General features: G+C 72.5%; 19 protein-coding genes. 8 read left to right on the plus strand and 11 right to left on the minus strand.

Translation table 11 applies throughout. The features are described 5' to 3' along the window. Positions 1–99: 99 nt before the first annotated feature. Entirely contained in the window at positions 100–1626 is a 1527-nt protein-coding gene (locus AMR74_RS06455; protein WP_053771237.1) for a carboxypeptidase M32, read from the plus strand. Between the two features lie 29 nt (positions 1627–1655). Here the strand turns inward: AMR74_RS06455 and AMR74_RS06460 are convergent, their stop codons facing one another. From AMR74_RS06460 to trpC, 7 genes are all read right to left on the minus strand, one after another. Further along, on the minus strand, positions 1656–2459 hold the full coding sequence (locus AMR74_RS06460) for a CPBP family intramembrane glutamic endopeptidase (RefSeq protein WP_053771238.1): 804 nt from the start codon (positions 2457–2459) through the stop codon (positions 1656–1658). A gap of 88 nt (positions 2460–2547) precedes the next feature. Beyond that, positions 2548–3162, minus strand: coding sequence for a hypothetical protein (locus AMR74_RS06465; RefSeq protein ID WP_053771239.1), 615 nt, complete (start codon positions 3160–3162; stop codon positions 2548–2550). Positions 3163–3230: 68 nt separating this feature from the next. After that, positions 3231–4403 carry a 3-dehydroquinate synthase II gene (locus AMR74_RS06470; RefSeq protein WP_053771240.1) on the minus strand — a complete coding sequence of 391 codons (1173 nt, stop codon included), beginning with the start codon at positions 4401–4403 and terminating at the stop codon, positions 3231–3233. Between the two features lie 90 nt (positions 4404–4493). After that, on the minus strand, positions 4494–5285 hold the full coding sequence (locus AMR74_RS06475; protein WP_053771241.1) for a 2-amino-3,7-dideoxy-D-threo-hept-6-ulosonate synthase: 792 nt from the start codon (positions 5283–5285) through the stop codon (positions 4494–4496). 79 nt (positions 5286–5364) lie between these two features. Continuing rightward, entirely contained in the window at positions 5365–6219 is an 855-nt protein-coding gene (gene trpA, locus AMR74_RS06480) for a tryptophan synthase subunit alpha (RefSeq protein ID WP_053771242.1), read from the minus strand. Next, positions 6220–7524 (minus strand): tryptophan synthase subunit beta, encoded by a 1305-nt coding sequence (gene trpB / locus AMR74_RS06485; protein WP_053771243.1) that lies wholly within the window; start codon positions 7522–7524, stop codon positions 6220–6222. It abuts the gene before it with no gap. Further along, on the minus strand, positions 7521–8351 hold the full coding sequence (trpC, locus tag AMR74_RS06490) for an indole-3-glycerol phosphate synthase (RefSeq protein ID WP_053771244.1): 831 nt from the start codon (positions 8349–8351) through the stop codon (positions 7521–7523). The genes trpB and trpC overlap by 4 nt, the downstream gene beginning before the upstream one ends. A gap of 132 nt (positions 8352–8483) precedes the next feature. On the opposite strand from trpC, the gene AMR74_RS06495 reads away from it, so the two are divergent. Beyond that, positions 8484–8948 carry an MGMT family protein gene (locus tag AMR74_RS06495; RefSeq protein ID WP_053771245.1) on the plus strand — a complete coding sequence of 155 codons (465 nt, stop codon included), beginning with the start codon at positions 8484–8486 and terminating at the stop codon, positions 8946–8948. A gap of 28 nt (positions 8949–8976) precedes the next feature. Here AMR74_RS06495 and cmk read toward each other — a convergent pair whose 3' ends face one another. Further along, positions 8977–9591, minus strand: a complete 615-nt coding sequence (gene cmk / locus AMR74_RS06500) for a (d)CMP kinase (protein WP_053771246.1) — start codon at positions 9589–9591, stop codon at positions 8977–8979. A gap of 131 nt (positions 9592–9722) precedes the next feature. Between cmk and AMR74_RS06505 the strand changes: the two genes are divergently transcribed. Beyond that, positions 9723–12656, plus strand: coding sequence for an ATP-dependent helicase (locus AMR74_RS06505; RefSeq protein ID WP_053771247.1), 2934 nt, complete (start codon positions 9723–9725; stop codon positions 12654–12656). Position 12657: 1 nt separating this feature from the next. Beyond that, positions 12658–13446: a CDP-alcohol phosphatidyltransferase family protein gene (locus AMR74_RS06510; protein WP_053771248.1), complete on the plus strand. Its 789-nt coding sequence runs from the start codon at positions 12658–12660 to the stop codon at positions 13444–13446. 83 nt (positions 13447–13529) lie between these two features. On the opposite strand, the gene AMR74_RS06515 is transcribed toward AMR74_RS06510, so the two are convergent. Then, on the minus strand, positions 13530–13910 hold the full coding sequence (locus AMR74_RS06515; protein ID WP_053771249.1) for a hypothetical protein: 381 nt from the start codon (positions 13908–13910) through the stop codon (positions 13530–13532). Between the two features lie 175 nt (positions 13911–14085). Between AMR74_RS06515 and AMR74_RS06520 the strand changes: the two genes are divergently transcribed. Genes AMR74_RS06520 through AMR74_RS06535 form a run of 4 tightly spaced genes read left to right on the plus strand, consistent with a single transcriptional unit; the run spans position 14086 to position 17429 of the window. After that, positions 14086–15144 carry a zinc-dependent alcohol dehydrogenase gene (locus tag AMR74_RS06520; protein ID WP_053771250.1) on the plus strand — a complete coding sequence of 353 codons (1059 nt, stop codon included), beginning with the start codon at positions 14086–14088 and terminating at the stop codon, positions 15142–15144. After that, positions 15132–15503, plus strand: a complete 372-nt coding sequence (locus AMR74_RS06525) for a 6-pyruvoyl trahydropterin synthase family protein (RefSeq protein WP_053771251.1) — start codon at positions 15132–15134, stop codon at positions 15501–15503. The genes AMR74_RS06520 and AMR74_RS06525 overlap by 13 nt, the downstream gene beginning before the upstream one ends. Before the next feature lie 7 nt (positions 15504–15510). Beyond that, positions 15511–16659: a glycosyltransferase family 4 protein gene (locus AMR74_RS06530; RefSeq protein ID WP_053771252.1), complete on the plus strand. Its 1149-nt coding sequence runs from the start codon at positions 15511–15513 to the stop codon at positions 16657–16659. Beyond that, entirely contained in the window at positions 16656–17429 is a 774-nt protein-coding gene (locus tag AMR74_RS06535; RefSeq protein WP_053771253.1) for a class I SAM-dependent methyltransferase, read from the plus strand. The genes AMR74_RS06530 and AMR74_RS06535 overlap by 4 nt, the downstream gene beginning before the upstream one ends. Before the next feature lie 19 nt (positions 17430–17448). On the opposite strand, the gene AMR74_RS06540 is transcribed toward AMR74_RS06535, so the two are convergent. Beyond that, a complete protein-coding gene (locus AMR74_RS06540; RefSeq protein WP_053771254.1) occupies positions 17449–17637 on the minus strand; it encodes a hypothetical protein in 189 nt (62 codons plus the stop codon). A gap of 83 nt (positions 17638–17720) precedes the next feature. Further along, a complete protein-coding gene (locus AMR74_RS06545; RefSeq protein WP_053771255.1) occupies positions 17721–18698 on the minus strand; it encodes a formyltetrahydrofolate deformylase in 978 nt (325 codons plus the stop codon). Positions 18699–18715 lie beyond the last annotated feature (17 nt).

Raw genomic sequence — 18715 nt, forward strand, 5'->3', positions numbered from 1 at the left:
GACCCGCCGCGGCGACGAGTGAATTCCCGCGGCTCCGCGCGGCGAGCGAGGGGTTCCGAGTTCGGTCCCTTCTTAACGTGCGCGCCCGATCCGTGACGCATGGCAACGGAAGCCGCACCAGACGACGCAGCGAACGCACCGGACGCCTACGACGCCCTCCTCGACCGCGTCGAGCGGTGGAACGCGGTCGGCAGCGCCTCCGGCGTCCTCGGCTGGGACCAGCAGGTGATGATGCCCGAGGGCGGCACGCCAGCGCGCTCGAAGCAGCTCTCGGCGCTCTCCTCCGTCCACCACGACATGGTCACCGACGACGAGACGGGCGAGCTGCTCGACGAGCTCAACGACGCCGACCTCACCGACGAGCAGGCGGCGGTCGTCCGCGAGGTCCGCCGCGAGTACGAGCGCGCCGACGCCGTCCCGGTCGAACTGGTCGAGGAGATATCCGAGACCGGCTCCGAGGCGCTCCAAGCCTGGGAGGAGGCGAAGGCCGAGGACGACTTCGAGACGTTCGCGCCGTACCTGGAGAAGCACGTCAAGCTGAAACGCGAGTACGCCGAGCACATCGACCCCGACCGCGACCCCTACGAGGTCCTCTTCGAGGAGTTCGAGCCGTGCCTCTCGATGGAGCGCGCGGAGTCGATCCTCACGGAGCTCCGCGAGGCGCTCGTCCCGATGATCGAGGACATCCGCGCGTCCGACGTGGAGCTCGCGGTCGACACCTTCGAGGGGACCTTCTCGGAGGACGAGCAGGAGGCGCTCTCCCGCGACGCGCTCGAACTCGTCGGCTACGACTTCGACCGCGGCCGCCTCGACGTCTCCTCGCACCCGTTCACCGCCGGCAATCAGTTCGACTGCCGCGTGACGACCCGGTTCGACGAGGAGGACCCGCTCGGCGCGGTCGGCTCGACCATCCACGAGTTCGGCCACGCGCAGTACAACCTCGGACTCCCCCAGGAGCACTTCGGCACGCCGCTTGGCGAGTCGCGCGACCTCTCGGTCCACGAGTCGCAGTCGCGCCTCTGGGAGAACCACGTCGGGCGCAGCGAGGCGTTCTGGCAGGAGTTCCTCCCCGTCTTCCAGGAGCACTTCCCGCAGACCGAGGAGGCCAGCGTTCGGGACGCGTACGAGGCGTTCAACCAGGTGTACGAGGACAACCTCATCCGCGTCGAGGCCGACGAGCTCACCTACCACCTCCACATCGTGATCCGGTTCGAGATCGAGCGCGACCTGATCCGCGGCGACCTCGACGTCGAGGACGTGCCCGAGGTCTGGAACGACAAGTACGAGGAGTACCTCGGCATCCGCCCCGACACCGACAGCGAGGGCTGCCTCCAAGACATCCACTGGAGCCACGGCAACTTCGGCTACTTCCCCACCTACTCGCTCGGATCCGTGATGGCCGCCCAGCTGTTCGAGGCCGCCGAGGCGGACATCGACGACCTCGACGCCAAGATCGCCGACGGCGAGTTCGGCGACCTCCACGACTGGCTCGGCGAGAACGTCCACCGACACGGCTCTCGCTACGAGACGAACGAGCTCGTGAAGCGCGCGACCGGCGAGGACTTCTCGGCGGACGCCTTCCTCGACTACGTCGACGAGAAGTACGGCGAGCTGTACGGGATCTGAACCGGAAGACAGGTCGTCCGTCCCCGTTTTTACGAGAGCACCTGGACCAGCGACAGCGCCGCGAGCGGCACGTGGAACGCCGCGTGCGCGACCATCGCCGCCTCGAGGCTGCGCCGCCAGTAGAGCCACCCGAACGCGACCCCGGCGACCGCGTTCAACAAGACTGTCCGCGCGATCAGCGCCGGCGTCAGCCCCACCGCCTGCGCCAGCGCCGGGAGGTGGCCGACGCCGAACAGCACCGCCGAGACCCCGATCGCGGCCCACGCGACCCCCGGTCCGGGCGCGTCGCCGTGGCGGCCGGCGAGGACCCAGCCGCCGAGCGCGAGCGCGGACATGAGCCCGAACCGGAGCAGCAGCTCCTCCGTGACCCCGCCGTAGAGGAACCGGACCGGCGCGTACGCGAGCACGTTGACGACCGTCGGCCGCCCCGCGCCGATCGCCGACCCCGGCAGGTCGCGCGCGACGAGCGGCGCCAGCGCGACGTCGAGCGCGATCACGACCAGGCTCCCGGCGACGCCGACCGCGGCGGCGAGTCCGGCCTCGCCGCGGACCCGTCCGAGCGCCTCGGCGTCGCCGCCCGCGCGGTCGAGGAGGTGCGAGCGCAGGCGGGCCCGCGGGGCCGCGTAGGCACCGACCAGACACGCGACGACGAGCAGCAGGAGCGGGTTGACTCCGGTGAGGACGGCGAGGAGCGGGCGGGACAGCCCCGGCGGGACGGCGGCCGGCGGGGTCGTGCGGTAGACGTACCACACGAGCGCGGCGACGCCGGGGAGGCCGGCCAGGAGCGCGACGCCGAACCGAGCGCGGAGAGACGAGCTGGGTGTCGAGGCCATGCTCAGAGCGACGCCTCACGACGAGATAACGGTTCGGCAGCGTCTCAGCGCGCCCGACTGCGGGCGCGTCTGCCGCGCGACGCTCCCGCTATCCGAGTCGGAAGCCGGTCATCAGGACGATCAGCGCGAGCATCATCGCGCCCTCGAACAGCCCGACGACGAGGTTCTTCTTCTCGATCGATTCCAGTCGGTCGGCGTCCGGGTCGGGCGAGACCGTCTCGTAGTACGCGCTGAGGTGGAGCCGGTGGGGGACCGCCAGCCCGAACGCGAACAGCCCCCAGCCCAGGCCGAGCGCGAGCCCCGACCACGTCCCGCCGAAGCCGTACCCGAGCCCGATGTCGGGCGTCAACAGGACCGTCCCCGACAGCACCGTCGTCAGCGAGAAGCCGACGAGGAAGAACACCGCCTTCGGGATCAGCGTCCTGTTCACCGCGGCCGCGGCCGCCTCGTCGAGGCCGCCGAGCGTCGGGCCGATGACCGCGGGGAAGATCAGCGCGAACCCGAACCACACCGCGCCGGCCGCGACGTGCGTGTAGAAGAGTAGTTCGGTGCTTCCCAGCGCGAGGCTCGCGGCGAAGAAGGCCAGCGGCACGAGGAGGCTCCCGGCCGCGAACGCCGGGTTCGCGGCGTCCGCGAGGTGTTGAACCCGATCGATGCACCCCTGTTCGGCGACGCGACGGTTCCCCTCGTTAGCAACTGCCATGAGGTAAGATCACATGCCGACGGAAAATGATTTGTGGTCGATGCGATTCCGGCCCCGGGACTCGACGGCTACTTCTCGATGATGCTCTCCTCGACGGCCTCGCCGAAGTGGCGCGCCACGTCCTCGTAGAAGACGAGCGCCTCGTCGCCGGGCTCGACCTCGGTGACCGCCTTCCGGCCCTCGCTCGTGGCTATCTTCACGGTCTCGGCGTTCTGGATGAGCGTCTCGATACGATCGGTACCGTCGTCGGTCTCGATCTCCGCCTGGATCCGGAACATCGGGCGCTTCTCGATCTTCACCCGACCGACCACCGCCTCGCGGGTGTGCCCGTCGGTGTCGACGACCTGGACCTCGTCGCCGCTCGACAGCTCCGCGAGGTAGTTGGTGCCGCCCTCGGGGTCGCGGACGTACGCGTGGACCGCGCCCGCGTTCACGCGGAACGGGCGCGACTCGACGTACGGCGACTCCGCGGTCTCCGCGTGGACGAAGAACAGCCCTCGCGACATCGAGCCGACCAACATCCCCTCGCTGTCGTCCATCAGCGACCCGGTGTCGATACAGACGCGGTCCGCCATCCCGGTCTGTTCGATCTCTGTCACCTCGGCGTGTCGGAGGTCGAGCGTCTCGCGGTCGGCCGCGTCGCGGGCCTCGACCGCGCCGCGGATCTCGTCGGGGGAGTCGGAATCGAGGAGGACGCCGTCGGCGCCGATCTCCAGGGTCTCGAAGGCGGTCCGGGCCTCCGCGGCGGTCGTCGCGCCCGCGACGAGGTGGGTCTCCTCGCCGACGCGGGCGATGAGGTTCTCCAAGGGGATGATCGACCAGTCCTCGCCGACGACCACGGTGTAGTCGGCGTCGTCGGCCGCGGCCTCGGCGAACGCCTCGTACTCCGTGCCGAGGACGCGGACGTACGCCCCCTGCGCGCGGTCGTCGCGGCGGCGCAGCGTGGTCAGGTCGGCCGACCCGGAGAGGTCGTCGGGCATGTCGATCGTCCCGTCGCCCTCGCCGCCCTTCCCGACGAAGTACGCGTCCGCCTCCGCGTCGCTCTCGGCGTCGTCGATCACGTCGGCGTCCGACCGGAACGCCGCGACGTTCACGTCGCCCAGCTCCCGGACGCGCCCGACGTCGCCCTCGTCGACGAGGACCCAGTCCGCCCCGGCCTCGATGGCGGCCGTGACCCGTCGCTTGCGCGCCTCCCAGTCGCCGACCGCGCCGTCGGCTTTGACCCAGACCGTGCGTGTCATTACCGACACCTCACGGCGCGCCGGCTTGAAAACTGCGAAATGAGCAGTCGCGTGCGCCCGTCCGCGGCCCCGCGACCGCGGGGGCGGACCTCAGGCCTCGACGAACCCGCCCGCCCGCAGCGCCTCCTCGACGCCCGCGTCGTCGTGGACCACCGCGGAGACCGCGCGGGCGATCCCCTCGGGGTCGTCGTGCTGGAATATCGACCGCCCCATCGAGACGCCCGCCGCCTCGCCGTCCATCGCGCCGCGGACCATCTCGACGGTCTCGCGGTCGGTCCCCTTCGAGCCGCCGGCGATGACCACCGGGAGGCGGGTCGACTCCGTGACGCGCTCGAAGGAGTCGCCGTCGCCGGAGTAGCCGGTCTTCACCACGTCGGCGCCCAGTTCCTCGGCGAGCCGGACGGCGTGGCCGAGCGCCTCCGGATCGCTCTCGTCGACGCCGGGACCGCGCGCGTACGCCATCGCGAGGACGGGGAGCCCGAGCCGCTCGGCGTCGGCGGTCAGCTCCGCGAGCTCCTCGATCTGGTCCGGCTCGTGGTCGGAGCCGACGTTGATGTGAAAGGAGACGGCGTCGGCGCCCGCGCGGACCGCGTCCTCCGCGGTGCCGGTGACGCGCTTGTCGCTCTCGTCCGGCCCGATCGTCGTCGACCCGTTGAGGTGGACGATGTAGCCGGCGTCGTTCTTGTTTTCGTGGACGCGGGGCGCGATGCCCCGCTGCGTGAGGACGGCGTCCGCGCCGCCGCTCGTGACGCCGTCGATCGTCGACTCGATGTCGACGAGCCCCTGGACGGCGCCCATCGTGATCCCGTGGTCCATCGGGACGATGAGGTATCGGTCGTTCGTGGAGATGCGGTCGAGTCGTGCCGAGAGTCCTGCTGTCATTGTGAGGCGAATGTTGTGTGAGAGTGTGGCAATCGGAGGTAAGTCGGTTTCGTTCGGGGAGGTATTGGTCCGGTTCTGGTCAGGCGGACTCGGCCGCCGTCGTCCGCGAGCGGTACCCGCGCTCGGCGCCCTCGGTCAGCTCGCGGGAGAGCGCCTCCAGCCGGTCGGCGACCTCGTCGGTCGACAGGTCCTCGGCGACGCCCTCGGCGACCACGTCGACGAGCGCCGAGCCGACGATGATCCCGTCGGCGCCGCCCGCGACGATGCGCTCCGCGTGCTCGCCCGTCGAGATGCCGAACCCGACCGCCTTCGGCACGTCGTACTCGCGGAGCCGGTCGAGGCTCTCGGTCGTCTGGTCGGAGACGTCGTCGCGGGCGCCGGTCGTCCCCAGCCGCGCCTGGACGTAGACGTAGCCGGAGACGTTCTCCATCATGCGGTCCAGCCGGTCGCCGCGCGTCGTCGGCGCGACGATGAAGACGAGGTCGAGCCCGAACTCGTCGCACGCCTCGCGCAGCGGGTCCGCCTCCTCGGCCGGGAGGTCCGGGACGACGAGCCCCTCGATCCCCGCGGCCGCCGCCCGCTCGACGAACGGCCGGGGGCCGGTCTCGTCGCCGTACTGGTAGATGAGGTTGTAGTACGTCATACACACCGGGGCGGCGTCGACGTCGAGATCCTCCGCGAACGCGAAGAAGCGCTCGGGCGTCATCCCCGCGTCGAGCGCGCGGACGAGCGCCTCCTGGATCGTCGACCCCTCGGCGATCGGCTCGGAGAAGGGGAGGCCGAGCTCGATCACGTCGGCGCCGCCCCGGTCGAGCGCCTCGACGTACGCCTTCGACGACTCGTAGTCGGGGTCGCCGACGACGAGGTACGGGACGTAGGCGGGACCGTCCGCGAACGCCGCGGCGATCTCGTCGGAGTTGCCCGTCTCCGCCATTCAGATTCCCCCCGTGAACATCGACATGTCCGGCGCGTTGGGCACGTCGCGCTGGTCGGTCTCCTCGATGGCGGCGTCGAGGTCCTTGTCGCCGCGGCCGGAGACGTTGACGACGACGCGCTCGCCCAGTTCCTCGTGGTGCTCCTCCAGGTAGCCGAACGCGTGGGCGGTCTCTAACGCGGGAATGATCCCCTCCGTGTTCGAGAGCCGGTGGAACCCCTCCAAGGCGGCGTCGTCGTCGACGGCGACCGGGTCGACGCGGCCCTGGTCGACGAGGTACGCGAGCTCCGGCCCGACGCCGGCGTAGTCGAGCCCGGAGGAGACGGAGTGGCTCTCCATGATCTGCCCGTCGGAGTCCTGAAGCAGTTTCGTCCGCGCACCGTGGAGGACGCCCTCCTCGCCGGCGTACAGCGACGCGGAGTTGGGCGCGACGCCCGCCTCCTCGTCGACTTCGAGCGTGGAGCCGCCGGCCTCCACGGCGTGGAGCGCGACCGACTCGTCGTCGACGAAGTCGGCGAACGTCCCCATCGTGTTCGAGCCGCCGCCCGCGCAGGCGACCACGTCGGTGGGGAGCCCGCCGGTCTTCTCGATCGTCTGCCGGCGGGCCTCCTCGGAGATGACCGCCTGGAAGTCGCGGACCATCACCGGGAATGGATGCGGGCCGACGATGGAGCCGATCACGTAGTGGGTGTCCTCGACGGTCGCCGCCCAGTCGCGCATCGTCTCGGAGATGGCCTCCTTCAGCGTGCCGCGCCCGGTGGTGACGGGCTTGACCTCCGAGCCGTTGAGCTTCATCCGGAACACGTTGGGACGCTGGCGGTTGATGTCGCGCTCGCCCATGTAGATCGTACAGGGCATGTCGAGGTGCGCCGCCGCCATCGCGGTCGCGGTGCCGTGCTGGCCGGCGCCGGTCTCCGCGATGATGCGCTCTTTGCCCATGTACTTCGCGAGCAGCACCTGCCCGAGCGCGTTGTTCAGCTTGTGGGCGCCGCCGTGGAGCAGGTCCTCGCGCTTGAGGTACACCTCGGTGTCGTAGCGCTCCGAGAGCCGGCCGGCCCGCTGGAGCGGGGTCGGGCGCCCGCCGAAGTCCGCGAGGCGCTCGCGGAACTCGTCCATGAACCCGTCCTCGTTGTTCAGCACGTAGCGCTCGTAGGCGTCGGCCAGTTCCTCTATCGCCGGCATCAACGCCTCCGGGACGTACTGACCGCCGTAGCGGCCGAACTTCCCGTCGTCGCGGCCGCGCTCGCGGCCGGGGCGTCGCGAAAGCTCTCCAACCTCGCTCGTCGATGATTCGGTTTCGCTCATGTGGGTGTCTCCGTGGTGTCGGTCGCGTCGCGGGGTGTCGGGTCCGCGTCCTCGTCCGCCTCCGCCCGCGTCAGTTCGCGCGTGTTCGCTTCCACGTCGCCGTCCATGATCGCGCTGCCGACGAGCAGGGCGTCGGCGCCCGCCGCCCGCATCCGGCGCGCGTCGGTCGGGCCCTCGATCCCGCTCTCGGCGATCAGCGTCACCTCGTCCGGGACGTGGGGCGCCACGGACTCGAAGGTTCCGAGGTCGACGACCAGCTCGGCGAGGTCGCGGTTGTTCACGCCGACCGTCGTCGCGCCCGCGTCGAGCGCGCGCTCCAGCTCGTCGCGGTCGTGGACCTCGACGAGCACCTGGAAGCCGCGGTCGCGGGCGGCGGCGAGCAGGTCGGGGAGGTCGTCGCCGACGAACCGGGCGATCAGGAGGACCACGTCGCTCTCGACGGCGTCAAGCTGCGCCTCCTCGACGACGAAGTCCTTGCGCAGCACCGGCACGTCGACGGCCTCGCGGACCCGCCGGAGCGTGTCGACGCTCCCGCCGAAGTGCTCCGGCTCGGTGAGCACGCTCAGCGCGGCCGCCCCGCCGGCGACCATCCCCTCGGCGAGCGCGACGGGGTCGTCCTCGCGGCTGCCCTCGGTCGTCGGGCTCGTCGGCTTCACCTCGGCGATCACCGGGACGCGCCCGTCGGCCTCGGCCCGCTCGAACGCGGCCGCGAGGTCGCGGGGCGAGACCGAGGCGGTGTCGCCCGCCCTCGCCGCCGCGCCCGCGCGCTCCCGTGCGGCGGACAGGATCGACCTGACCGCCGGCGCCAGCTCGTCTGGATAGTCCATTACTATACACTAGTGTACGTATCTGTTCATAAGGCTTGCGGGGGCCAGGCCGACCCGATTAGCCTCCGGGCGAGGGGACGACTCGGTCAGACGGGGGGATGTTTTAAGTAATCGACCCGACCAGTGAAGGGTATGAGCATGGCGGGCACCTCGGGCGTCTTCGCCCGGGAGTTCGACCAGATCGGCCGGACCGTTCAGGTCGGGTTCGCCGGCGGTCGCGTCATCTCGGTGTCGTTCCCCGCCGAACCGCCGGGAGACGCCGACGGCGACCACGACCTCCTCGACCGGATCGGCGCGTACCTCGGCGGCGAGCGCGACGAGTTCACCGAGGTGGCGCTCGGTCTCACGGTCCCGACCGACCAGCGCGAGGCGCTGGAGGCGCTCCGCAACGTCCCGTACGGCGAGGAGGTTTCGGTGAGCCGCCTCGCCCGGCTCGCCGGGTTCGACCCCGACGACGCCGACGACGTGGCGACCGTGAGGGGCGCGCTGAACGACAACCCCGTCCCCGTGTTCCTCCCGGACCACCGGGTGAGCGGCGGGCCGTACGCGACGCCCGGCGAGATCCGGCGCGCGCTCCGCCGCGTCGAAGGCCTGTAGGCGGGACGACGCCGCCGCGGACGGCCGATCAGATCTCGAAGTCGGGCGTGTCGAACGCGCCCTCGTCGGCGTCGACGTCGTAGCGTTCGATCCCGGTGAGCGCCAGGTCTAGCGTGGCCTCGGCGTCCCATCGCCCCGTGTTGATGACCAGGTCGTAGATGGACCGGTCGTTCAGGTCGATGTCGTAGTAGGACTTGTAGCGCTGCTCCTCGATGACCTCGCGCACCTGCATCTCGGAGGTCATCTCCTCGCGGTCGGCCGTGCGGTCCGCGCGGACCTCGTCGGGCGCGTCGAGCCAGATCCGGATGTCGGCGCGGTTGCCGGCGATCCAGCCCGCGAGCCGCGACTCCAGCACGAACGCCTTGTTCGCGGTCCCCCACTTCTCGGCGATCCGGCGGAGCCGGCGGTCGAGCGCGCGGTCGATCTCCTCGGACTCGCCGGTCTCGGCGATGAGCTGGGAGAGGCTCATCTCCCGTTCGGCGGCGACCTCGCGGAACAGTTCGCCCCCGGAGACGTAGCCGCAGTCGAGCGACTCGGCGATGCCCTCGACGAGGGTCGTGGCCCCGCAGCCCGGCGGGCCGGAGACGGTGACGAACAGGTTCCGGTCGATCCGTCGGTCGGGCTCCGGCGAGGTGCCGCTCATGCGTGTGGCGCCACGGAAGGCGGTCGGATAAACGGGTCGGTTCCGCGAATTTCCGCGGGGCCGACGTATGTGGGGTCGGTTCCGCGAATTTCCGCGGCCCCGACGCAACCGATTTCCCTCCCCGAGCCCTCGTGATCACCGTGAGCGAGACCACGGACCGCGGCGACGAGGCGGCCGCGCGCGCCCTCCTCCGCGACGCGGTCGAGCGCGGTGCGATCGCGGACCCCGACTTCGACCCGGACGCGGTCCCGATCGCCGACGCCGACGTGCTCGCGCGGCTCTCGCCGCCGGTCCGGCGCTGGTGGGTCGAGCGGTTCGGCGCGTACGTCGGCGAGAACGGCGGGTTCTTCACGCCGCCGCAGCGCGAGGCGATCCCTCGCGTCGACGACGGGGAGAACTGCCTCGTCGCGGCGCCGACGGGCAGCGGGAAGACGCTGGCCTCGTTCCTCGCGGTGCTCGACGACCTCTTCGCGCGCGACCGCGCCGACGACCTCGACAACGCCGTCTACTGCCTGTACGTCTCGCCGCTGAAGTCGCTCGCGAACGACATCGAGCGCAACCTGGAGACTCCCTTGGAGGGGATCGGGGAGGCGGTCGCCGCGGCCGAGAGGGACGACGGGGCGGGGGACGCCGAGGCGTACGATCCGGGCGTCAGGCAGGCGATCCGCCACGGCGACACCTCGAAGGCGGACCGGCAGGCGATGCTCTCCGAGACGCCCCACGTCCTCAACACCACGCCGGAGACGCTGGCGATCCTGCTCAACTCGCCGAAGTTCAAGGAGAAGCTCCGCACCGTCGAGTACGTGATCGTCGACGAGATCCACTCGCTGGCCGCGAACAAGCGCGGCACGCACCTCGCGGTGTCCCTAGAGCGGCTGACCGAGTTGACGCGGAACGGAGACCGGGGAGGCGACGCCGGGATCGCGCGGATCGGCTGCTCGGCGACCGTCGAACCGCTCGACGGGATCGCCTCGTTCCTCGTCGGGCGCGAGCGCGTCGCCGGCGAGGTCGGCGACGCCGACGGGTTCGAGACGCGGCCCTGCGAGGTGGTCGACGCCCGGTTCGCCCGCGAGTTCGACCTCGAACTCCGGACGCCGGCCGCCGACCTGATCCACACGCCGCGGTCGGCGGTGACCGACCGCTTCTACGAGTCGCTTCACGACCTGATCGAGTCCCACGAGAACACGCTGGTGTTCACGAACTCCCGCTCGGGCGCCGAGCGCACCCTCCAGGAGCTCCGGGGGCGGTTCGACTACGACGAGTCGGACTCCGGCTGCCACCACGGGAGCCTCGGCGAGGCGCAGCGCACCCGCGTCGAGGAGGGGCTGAAGTCGGGCGAGCTGGACGTGGTCACGACCTCGACGAGCCTGGAGTTGGGAATCGACATGCCGCACCTCGATCTCGTCGTCCAGGTGGGCTCGCCGAAGTCCGTCGCCGCGCTGCTCCAGCGCGTCGGCCGCGCGGGCCACAGCCCGGGCGAGACCGTCGAGGGCCGGGTGTTCGCCCTGGACCGCGACGAGCTGATCGAGTGCGCCGCGCTGCTCGCGCGCGCCGAGGACGGGTTCGTCGACCGCGTGTTCCCGCCTGAGGGCGCGTACGACGTGGCGGCACAGCACGTCTACGGGATGGCCATAAACCGGATCCGCCCCGACCGCGAGGTCCGCGAGGTACTGCGCCGGGCGCACCCGTACCGCGGCTTCGACGACGCCGCGTACGAGCGGCTGTTCCGGTACCTCACGGGCGACTACGACGGACTGGAGGAGAAGAACGTCTACCCGAAGGTGTGGCGCGACGCCAACGACCCGCCCGACGGCGAGCACCATCACCCCGCGTACCCGGTCGGCGAGAAGCTCGTCGGGAAGCGCGGGCGGCTCGCGCGGGTCATCTACATGACGAACGTGGGAACGATCCCCGACTCGTTCACCTGCGACGTGTTCACGCGCGACGACGAGTGGGTCGGCACCCTCGACGAGTCGTACCTCGACACGCTGGAGTCGGGCGACGTGTTCGCCTTGGGCGGCGAGCGGTTCGCGTTCCGCTACCGCCGCGGCTCGAAGGTGTACGTCGACCGCACGAGCGAGCGCCCGACCGTGCCGTCGTGGTTCGCCGAGCGACTGCCCCTCTCGGCGGACCTCGCCCGCGAGGTTCTCGACTTCCAGGCCGAACTCCTCGACCGCCTGACGGGGGACGGCGCGAACGCCGGCCCGGCGGCGGTCCGGGCGTGGCTCCGACAGTTCCCCCTCGACGGGAACGCGGTCCGCGCGCTCGCCCGCATGTACGACGAGCAGGTACGGTACGCGGGCGCGGACTCGGTCTCGACGCCCGACCGCCTCGTCGTCGAGGAGGAACTCGACCGGAGCGAGTACAAGCGGCGCTTCTACGTCCACTCGACCTACGGCCACCGGTTCAACGACGGGCTCTCGCGGCTCGTCGCGGCCGCGGTCGCGAACCGCACCGACGCCAACGTCGCGGTGGCGGTCGCCGACCGCGGCTTCTCGCTCGCGCTCCCGCTGAACCGGAAGGTCGACGTGGCGGGGATACTGGCCGACCTCGACCCGGAGACGGTCCGCGAGGACCTGCGCGAGGCGGTTCAGGGGACGGACCTGCTCCAGCGCTACTTCCGGATCAACGCCGGGCGCGCGCTCCTGATCCTGAAGCGGTACAAGGGGTACGAGAAGTCGGCCGCGGAACAGCAGGTCTCCGCCGAGATGCTGCTGTCGTTCGCGGCCGACTTAGAGGAGTTCGCCGTCTTAGAGGAGACCTACCGGGAGCTGCTGGAGGACCGGCTCGACGTCGACGGCATCCGCGAGGCGGTCGACCGGATCGCCGCCGGCGACCTCGCGGTCGAACACCGCGTCGTCGACTCGCCCAGCCCGCTCGCGTTCGGGCTCGCGACGCTGGTCGACTCCGACACCGTCATCGCCGACGACGAGTCCGCGGTCCTCCGCGAGTTCCACGCCCGCGTGATGGAGGAGATCGGCGAGACCCCGCGGAGCGCCGCGGCCGAGGGAGAAAACGGAGGCGACCCCGACGCCGGACCGCCCGCGGACGGGAAACCGGACTGAGATGACGGTCCCCGATCCCCCCGCCGTCCCGCCCGCCAGGCTCCGCCGACGGTTCGCCGGGGCCGTGGCGCTCGGCGCGCTCGGGCTGGCCGCGCTGTGGCGCCCGCTCGGCACGGCTTGGGTCCTCGCCGCGGTCGTTCCCGGCGCGTACCTCGCCGCGTACGCGCGCGGCAACCTCGCGGCGAACCGCACGCCCGACGGTGAGGCACCGGACCCGCGGCTCGGCCCGGCGAACGCGATCACGCTGTTCCGCGGCTGGCTCGCCGTCGTCCTCGCGGGCGCGGCGGTCGCGCCGGCGCCGAGTCCGTGGCTCCCCGCCGCCCTCTTCGTCGGCGCGGTGGGCCTCGACGCGGTCGACGGCGCTGTCGCCCGCCGCACCCGCGAGACGGCCCTCGGCGCGCGCCTCGACGGGGCCACCGACGCGTTGGCCGTGCTCGTCGGCGCCGCGGTCGCCGTCGCGCTCGGCGCGCTCCCCGCGTGGTACCTCCTCGCCGGCGGCGTCTGGTACGCCTACGCCGGGTCGCTGTGGCGGCGCCGGCGACGCGGGGCACCGGTGTACGAGCTGCCGCCCAGCCGGGTTCGGCCGTTCGTGGGCACCGCGCAGTTCGCCGTGGTCGCGCTCGCGCTCCTCCCGAACGTCGGCCGCGGGGGCGGGAGGGCCCTCCTGACCGCGTTCGCGGCGGTCGCGCTGGCGGCGCTCCTGGCGAGCTTCGCCAGAGACTGGGCGGCCGCGACGGGGCGACTCGGCCGCGACGACCCGCCGACCGCGGCCGGGCGAGGCGGCGAGTGAGGCGGTGAGCGAACGGTCCGAACCGGGCGGGGGCGGGACCGGTTCGCGGCGTCGAGGAGTGAACGGCGAGCCGCGGTCGCGCGCTACGACTCTCTTGAGAGCAGGACCGCCAGGACGGCGATCAACGCGACCTGCGCGACCTTGTCGACGGCGCCGTACACCCCGACGTCGGCCGGGAACGAGTACGTCCCGGTGACGAAGTTGATCACGTACCAGAGGACGATCTGACCGCCGGTGAACGGGATCCCGACGGCGTACATCAGCCGGCGCCGGTACCCGGCGACTATCGCCGCCACGCCCGCGCCGAAGCCGAGGGTCGCGACGAAAAAGGAGATCCCCAGCGCGCCCCCGACCAGAACCCCGAGGACGGCGTGGACGATCCCGGACACGGTCGCGGCGATGATCCCGACCCAGTGGAGCGTGGTCAGCGATTCGACGTCGGCGCCCGCGTCGGAGTGTGCCATGGATACGCCACGCACGGCCTCCGCCGGCTTATGTTTACTCCCCGGCGGGCGCGACCGCGACGGGCGACTCCGCTCGGTCGGGCGGTCGTCGCCGGCGGGGCTTTATATTTGATCGGCACATGCGATCGGTAATGTCGACTCCTCTCGGCCGTCGGCCGCGGACGGGTGAGTCCGCGTGAGCGACGGCGCCGTCCACCGCGCGGTGGAGTTCACCGCCCCCGAGCGCGTCGAGGTCGTCCCGGTCGACGACCCCGCCCCGGCCCCCGACGAGGTGGTCGTCTCCGCGTCCGTCTCGGCGGTGAGCGCGGGGTCCGAGCTGCTCGCGTACCGCGGGGATCTCGACCCCGAGACCGTCGCGGACGAGGAGCTCTCCTCGCTCGACGGCGACCTCTCGTACCCGCTCCGCTACGGCTACGCGGTCGTCGGGCGGGTGACCGCGGTCGGCGAGGCGGTCGACCCGTCGTGGCGCGACCGCACCGTCTTCGCGTTCAACCCCCACGAGAGCCGGTTCGCCGTCTCCCCGGACGCGCTCATCCCGGTCCCGGACGGGATCGACCCGGAGACCGCGACGCTGTTCGCGAACGCGGAGACGGCGGTGACGCTGACGCTCGACGCGGCCCCCCGGCTCGGCGAGCGCGTCGCGGTGTTCGGGCAGGGCGTCGTGGGGCTGCTCACGACCGCCCTCCTGGCACGGAGCGGCGCGGAGACCGTGGTCGCGGTCGAACCGAAGGACCGGCGGCGCGGGCTCGCGGCCGAGTTCGGCGCCGACGCCGTCGTCGACCCGACCCGATACGACGGGCGCGCCGGCGTCGTCGACGCCGTCCGCGACCGCACCGGGGGCGTCGACCTCGCGGTCGAGGTCTCGGGGCGGCCCGAGACGCTGGAGACGGCCGTCGAGACGACGCGGTTCGACGGCCGCGTCCTCGTGGGGTCGTGGTACGGCACCAAGCGCGCCGACCTCGGCTTCGGCGACCACTTCCACCGCGGGCGGGTCACCGTCCGGAGCAGCCAGGTCACGACCATCGCGCCGGAACTCCGGGGTCGTTGGGACCGGGAGCGCCGCCGCGAGACCGCCTGGCGCCAGCTCCGGCGACTTCACGGCGAGCTGGGCGTCACCGAACGGCTCGTCACGGACCGCGTCCCGGTCGACCGCGCGCCGAGCGCGTACCGGCGCCTCGCCGACGAGGGCGAAGCGACCCTCCAACTCCTCTTCACCTACCCATGTACGAACTGACCGTCTCCGAGACGTTCGTCGCACAGCACTACCTCACCGTCCCGAACCCGCCGGCCGGCGAGGCGGAGCTCCACTCGCACACCTTCACCGCGGAGGCGACGTTCCGCGGCCCGGAGCTCGGCGAGTACGGCTACCTGCTCGACATCGATCTCGCGCTCGACGCCCTGGCCGACGCGGCCGACCGCTACCGGGACGAGACGCTCAACGAGCACTTGGAGGGCAACCCCAGCGCCGAGCGGCTGGCCCGGGCGCTGTTCGACGACCTCGCGGCGGTGGACGCCCCGGCCGCGACCCGGCTGACCGTGACCGTCCGCGAGGACGACGCCGCGAGCGTCTCCTACGCCGGCGAACTGCGGTGACGCCCCGATGCGCGTCGCCCTCGTGCTGGCCGGCGACATCGAGTCCGAGTCCGGCGGCTTCTACTACGACCGGCGGCTCCGCGACCGGCTCCGCGGGCGCGGCCACGGCGTCGAGGTGGTCTCGCTGCCTCGGGGGTCCTACCGGGAACGCCTCGCGCCGAACCTCCGTGCGGGCCGGCTCGCAGACCGCCTCGCCGAGTTCGACGTGGTCGTCGAGGACGGGCTGGCGCACCCCTCCGTGCTGTGCGCCAACCGCCGGCTCGACGCGCCGACCGTCGCGCTCGTCCACATGATCGCGTGGCGTGCGCGGGCGGCGCAGGGGACGCCGGACGGCGGACGGGGGCCCCTCGACCGCGCGCGCTCGGCGCTCGGTCGCCGCGGAGTGGCGGCCGTCGAGCGCCGGTTCCTCCGCGGCGTCGACGCCGCGGTGTACAACGCCGAGACGACCCGTCGGAACGCGGCCGTGCTCGGCGGCCCGGCCAGGAGCGCGGTCGCCCCGCCGGCCGGCGACCGGTTCGAGCCCGTGACCTCCGCGTCCGAGATCCGCGAGCGCGCCCGGTCCGGTCCGCTGGAGGTGACCTTCCTCGGGAACGTCGTCCCGCGGAAGGGGCTCGAAGCGCTCGTCGACGGCCTCGCCAGGCTGGACGGTCGCGACGTGGACTGGCGGCTGACGGTCGTCGGGGACCGGACGGTCGCGCCGGACCACGCCGAGGCCGTCGCGGAGTCGGTCGCCGCGGCCGGGATCGGCGACCGCGTCGGCTTCGCCGGCCGCCTCGACGACGAGGCGGTCGCGGCGCGGCTCCGCGAGAGCCACGTCCTGGCGGTCCCGTCGCGGTACGAGCCGTTCGGCATGGTGTACCTGGAGGCGATGGGATTCGGCTGCGTGCCGCTGGCGACGACCGCGGGCGGCGCGAGCGAGTTCGTCCGGGACGGCGAGTCGGGCGTCCTCGTGCCCCCGGGCGACCCGCGCGCCGTGGCCGCGGCCCTCCGCGACCTCGACGACCGCGACCGGCTGGCGGCCATGGGGACCGCCGCTCGCCGCGACTACGAGGGGCGGCCGGGGTGGCCGGAGACGCTCGACCGCGTCGTCGACTTCCTGGAGGCCGAGGCCGGACGGCGGACGGGGGCCCCGGGTCGGGGAGGTGACGCGGCGTGACCGACCACGCGACGTACCTCGACGCGAAGCGCGCCCTCGACGACCGCTCGCTGAACCGGACGGTCCTCGACCGCTTCGCCGCCGAGCTCCCGCCCGAGCCCGAGGTGCTCGAAGTCGGCGCGGGCACGGCGACGATGGTCGAGCGCCTCGTCGACTGGGGCGTGATCGACGCCGGCCGGTGGGTCGCGGTCGACGCCCGCGAGGACGCCCTGTCGGCGGGCGAAGCGCGGATCGGCGGCGTGGTCGGCGACGTCGCCGTCGAGTTCCGCGTCGCGGACGCCTTCGACGTCGCGAGCGAGGCGGCGGCCGCCGGCGAGCGGTTCGACGCGGTCGTCGGCTGCGCGTTCTTCGACGTGGTCGACGCCGCCCCCGCGGTCGACGCCCTCGCCGAGGTCGCCCCCGTCGCGTACGCGCCGATCACATACGACGGTGAGACGCGGTTCGCGCCCCCGGACCCGGACGACGAGGCCGTCCTCGACCGCTATCACCGCCACATGCGGGAGTTCCGCCCCGGCGGCCCCGACGGGGCGGCGGCGCTGGCCCGGCAGGCGACCGCGATCGCCGAGGGGCCCTCCCCGTGGGAGATCGAACCCCCCTACGAGTCGGGCGAGCGGACCGTACTCGCGCACCTGCTCGACACGGTGGAGGCGGCCGTCGGCGAGACCGGCTACGACGCGAGCGACTGGGCGGCCAGGCGCCGCCGGGCGCTCGACGACGGGCGCCTGCGCTACGAGGCCGCGAACCGCGACCTGCTGGTGCGGTTGGAGTGAGCGCCCCGGGGGTCCCGGTTCACGGCCCGAACGGCTCCCCCGGAACCGGGTCCGGGAGCCCCTCGAGCACCAGGGTCGTGTAGTGGAGGAACACCGCCAGCGCGGCGAGCGAGAGGAGCAGCAGGAACAGCAGGATCAGCCGCTCGTCGCTGCGGACGACCGCGGCGGTGTCCGCGAGGAATCCCGTCCGGGCGCGACGGCCGGTCATCGTCCATTGTTGCGCTCGCGGGCGCTTAAAAGTAGCCGCCGCAGTCCGGGTGCGACCGGCGCCTGCGGCCCTCTCCCGCTCCGTCAGTCGTCCGACGGCGACGGGCGGGTCCGGCCGAGGGGCTCGCCGTCGACGGGCTCGTCCGGGTTCGCGTCCACGGCGGCCTCCGAGAGGCCGAGCTGCGCGTCGACGTCCACGTCCTCGCGCACGTGGACGGTCCCGCGGTGGACCGCGATGGCGTCCGCGAGGTGGAGCCGGACCGCGTCGAGCAGGACCTCGGCCTCGAGGGGCTGCCCCCGCCGCTTGATCTCGTCGACGTCGGCGCCCGGGGGCACGTCGAAGGCGCGCTGAGCGATGACCGGCCCCTGGTCGAGGTCGGTCGTGACGTAGTGGGCCGTGACGCCCGCGACCCGGACGCCGGCGTCCTTGGCCTGCCGGTACGCCTCCGCGCCGGGGAACGCCGGCAGCAGCGAGGGGTGGACGTTGACGATCCGCCCCTCGTACCGGAAGACGACCTCGGGCGAGAGGATGCGCATGTACCGCGCCAAGGCGATGAGGTCCACGTCGTACTCGGCCAGCAGGTCGAGCAGGCGCTCCTCATCGGTGTTGCCGTTGCCGTCGCCCACGTCGTAGAACGGCTTGTCGTAGCGCTCCGCGAGCGACCGGAGGTCGCCGCGGTTGCCGATGACGACCGGGATCTCGGCCTCGCTGTCCTCGGCCAGCTCGCCCCGCGCCTCCGCCTCCAACAGCGCCTCGGGCGCGTGGGTCTCCTTGGTGACGAGCAGCGCGACGCGCCGCGCGTCGCGATCGCTCGGGAACCGTACTTGGATGTCGACGTCGAGCTCGCGGCCCAGCTCGGCGAGCGCGCGGCGGAGCTCGCCGCGCGATGTCTCCATCTCCGCGGTGTCGACGCGGGTCGTCATCCGGAAGACGCCCTCGCGGACCGCCTGGTCTAAGTCCTCGATGTTGATTCCGCGCTCGAACAGCAGGGAGGTGACCCGCGCGATGAGTCCGGTCTTGTCTCCTCCGACGACCGTGATTTCGGTCAGTTCGCGGGTCATGCGACGATCACCTCCGC

The organism is Halorubrum tropicale, from assembly GCF_001280455.1.
Taxonomy (GTDB): domain Archaea; phylum Halobacteriota; class Halobacteria; order Halobacteriales; family Haloferacaceae; genus Halorubrum; species Halorubrum tropicale.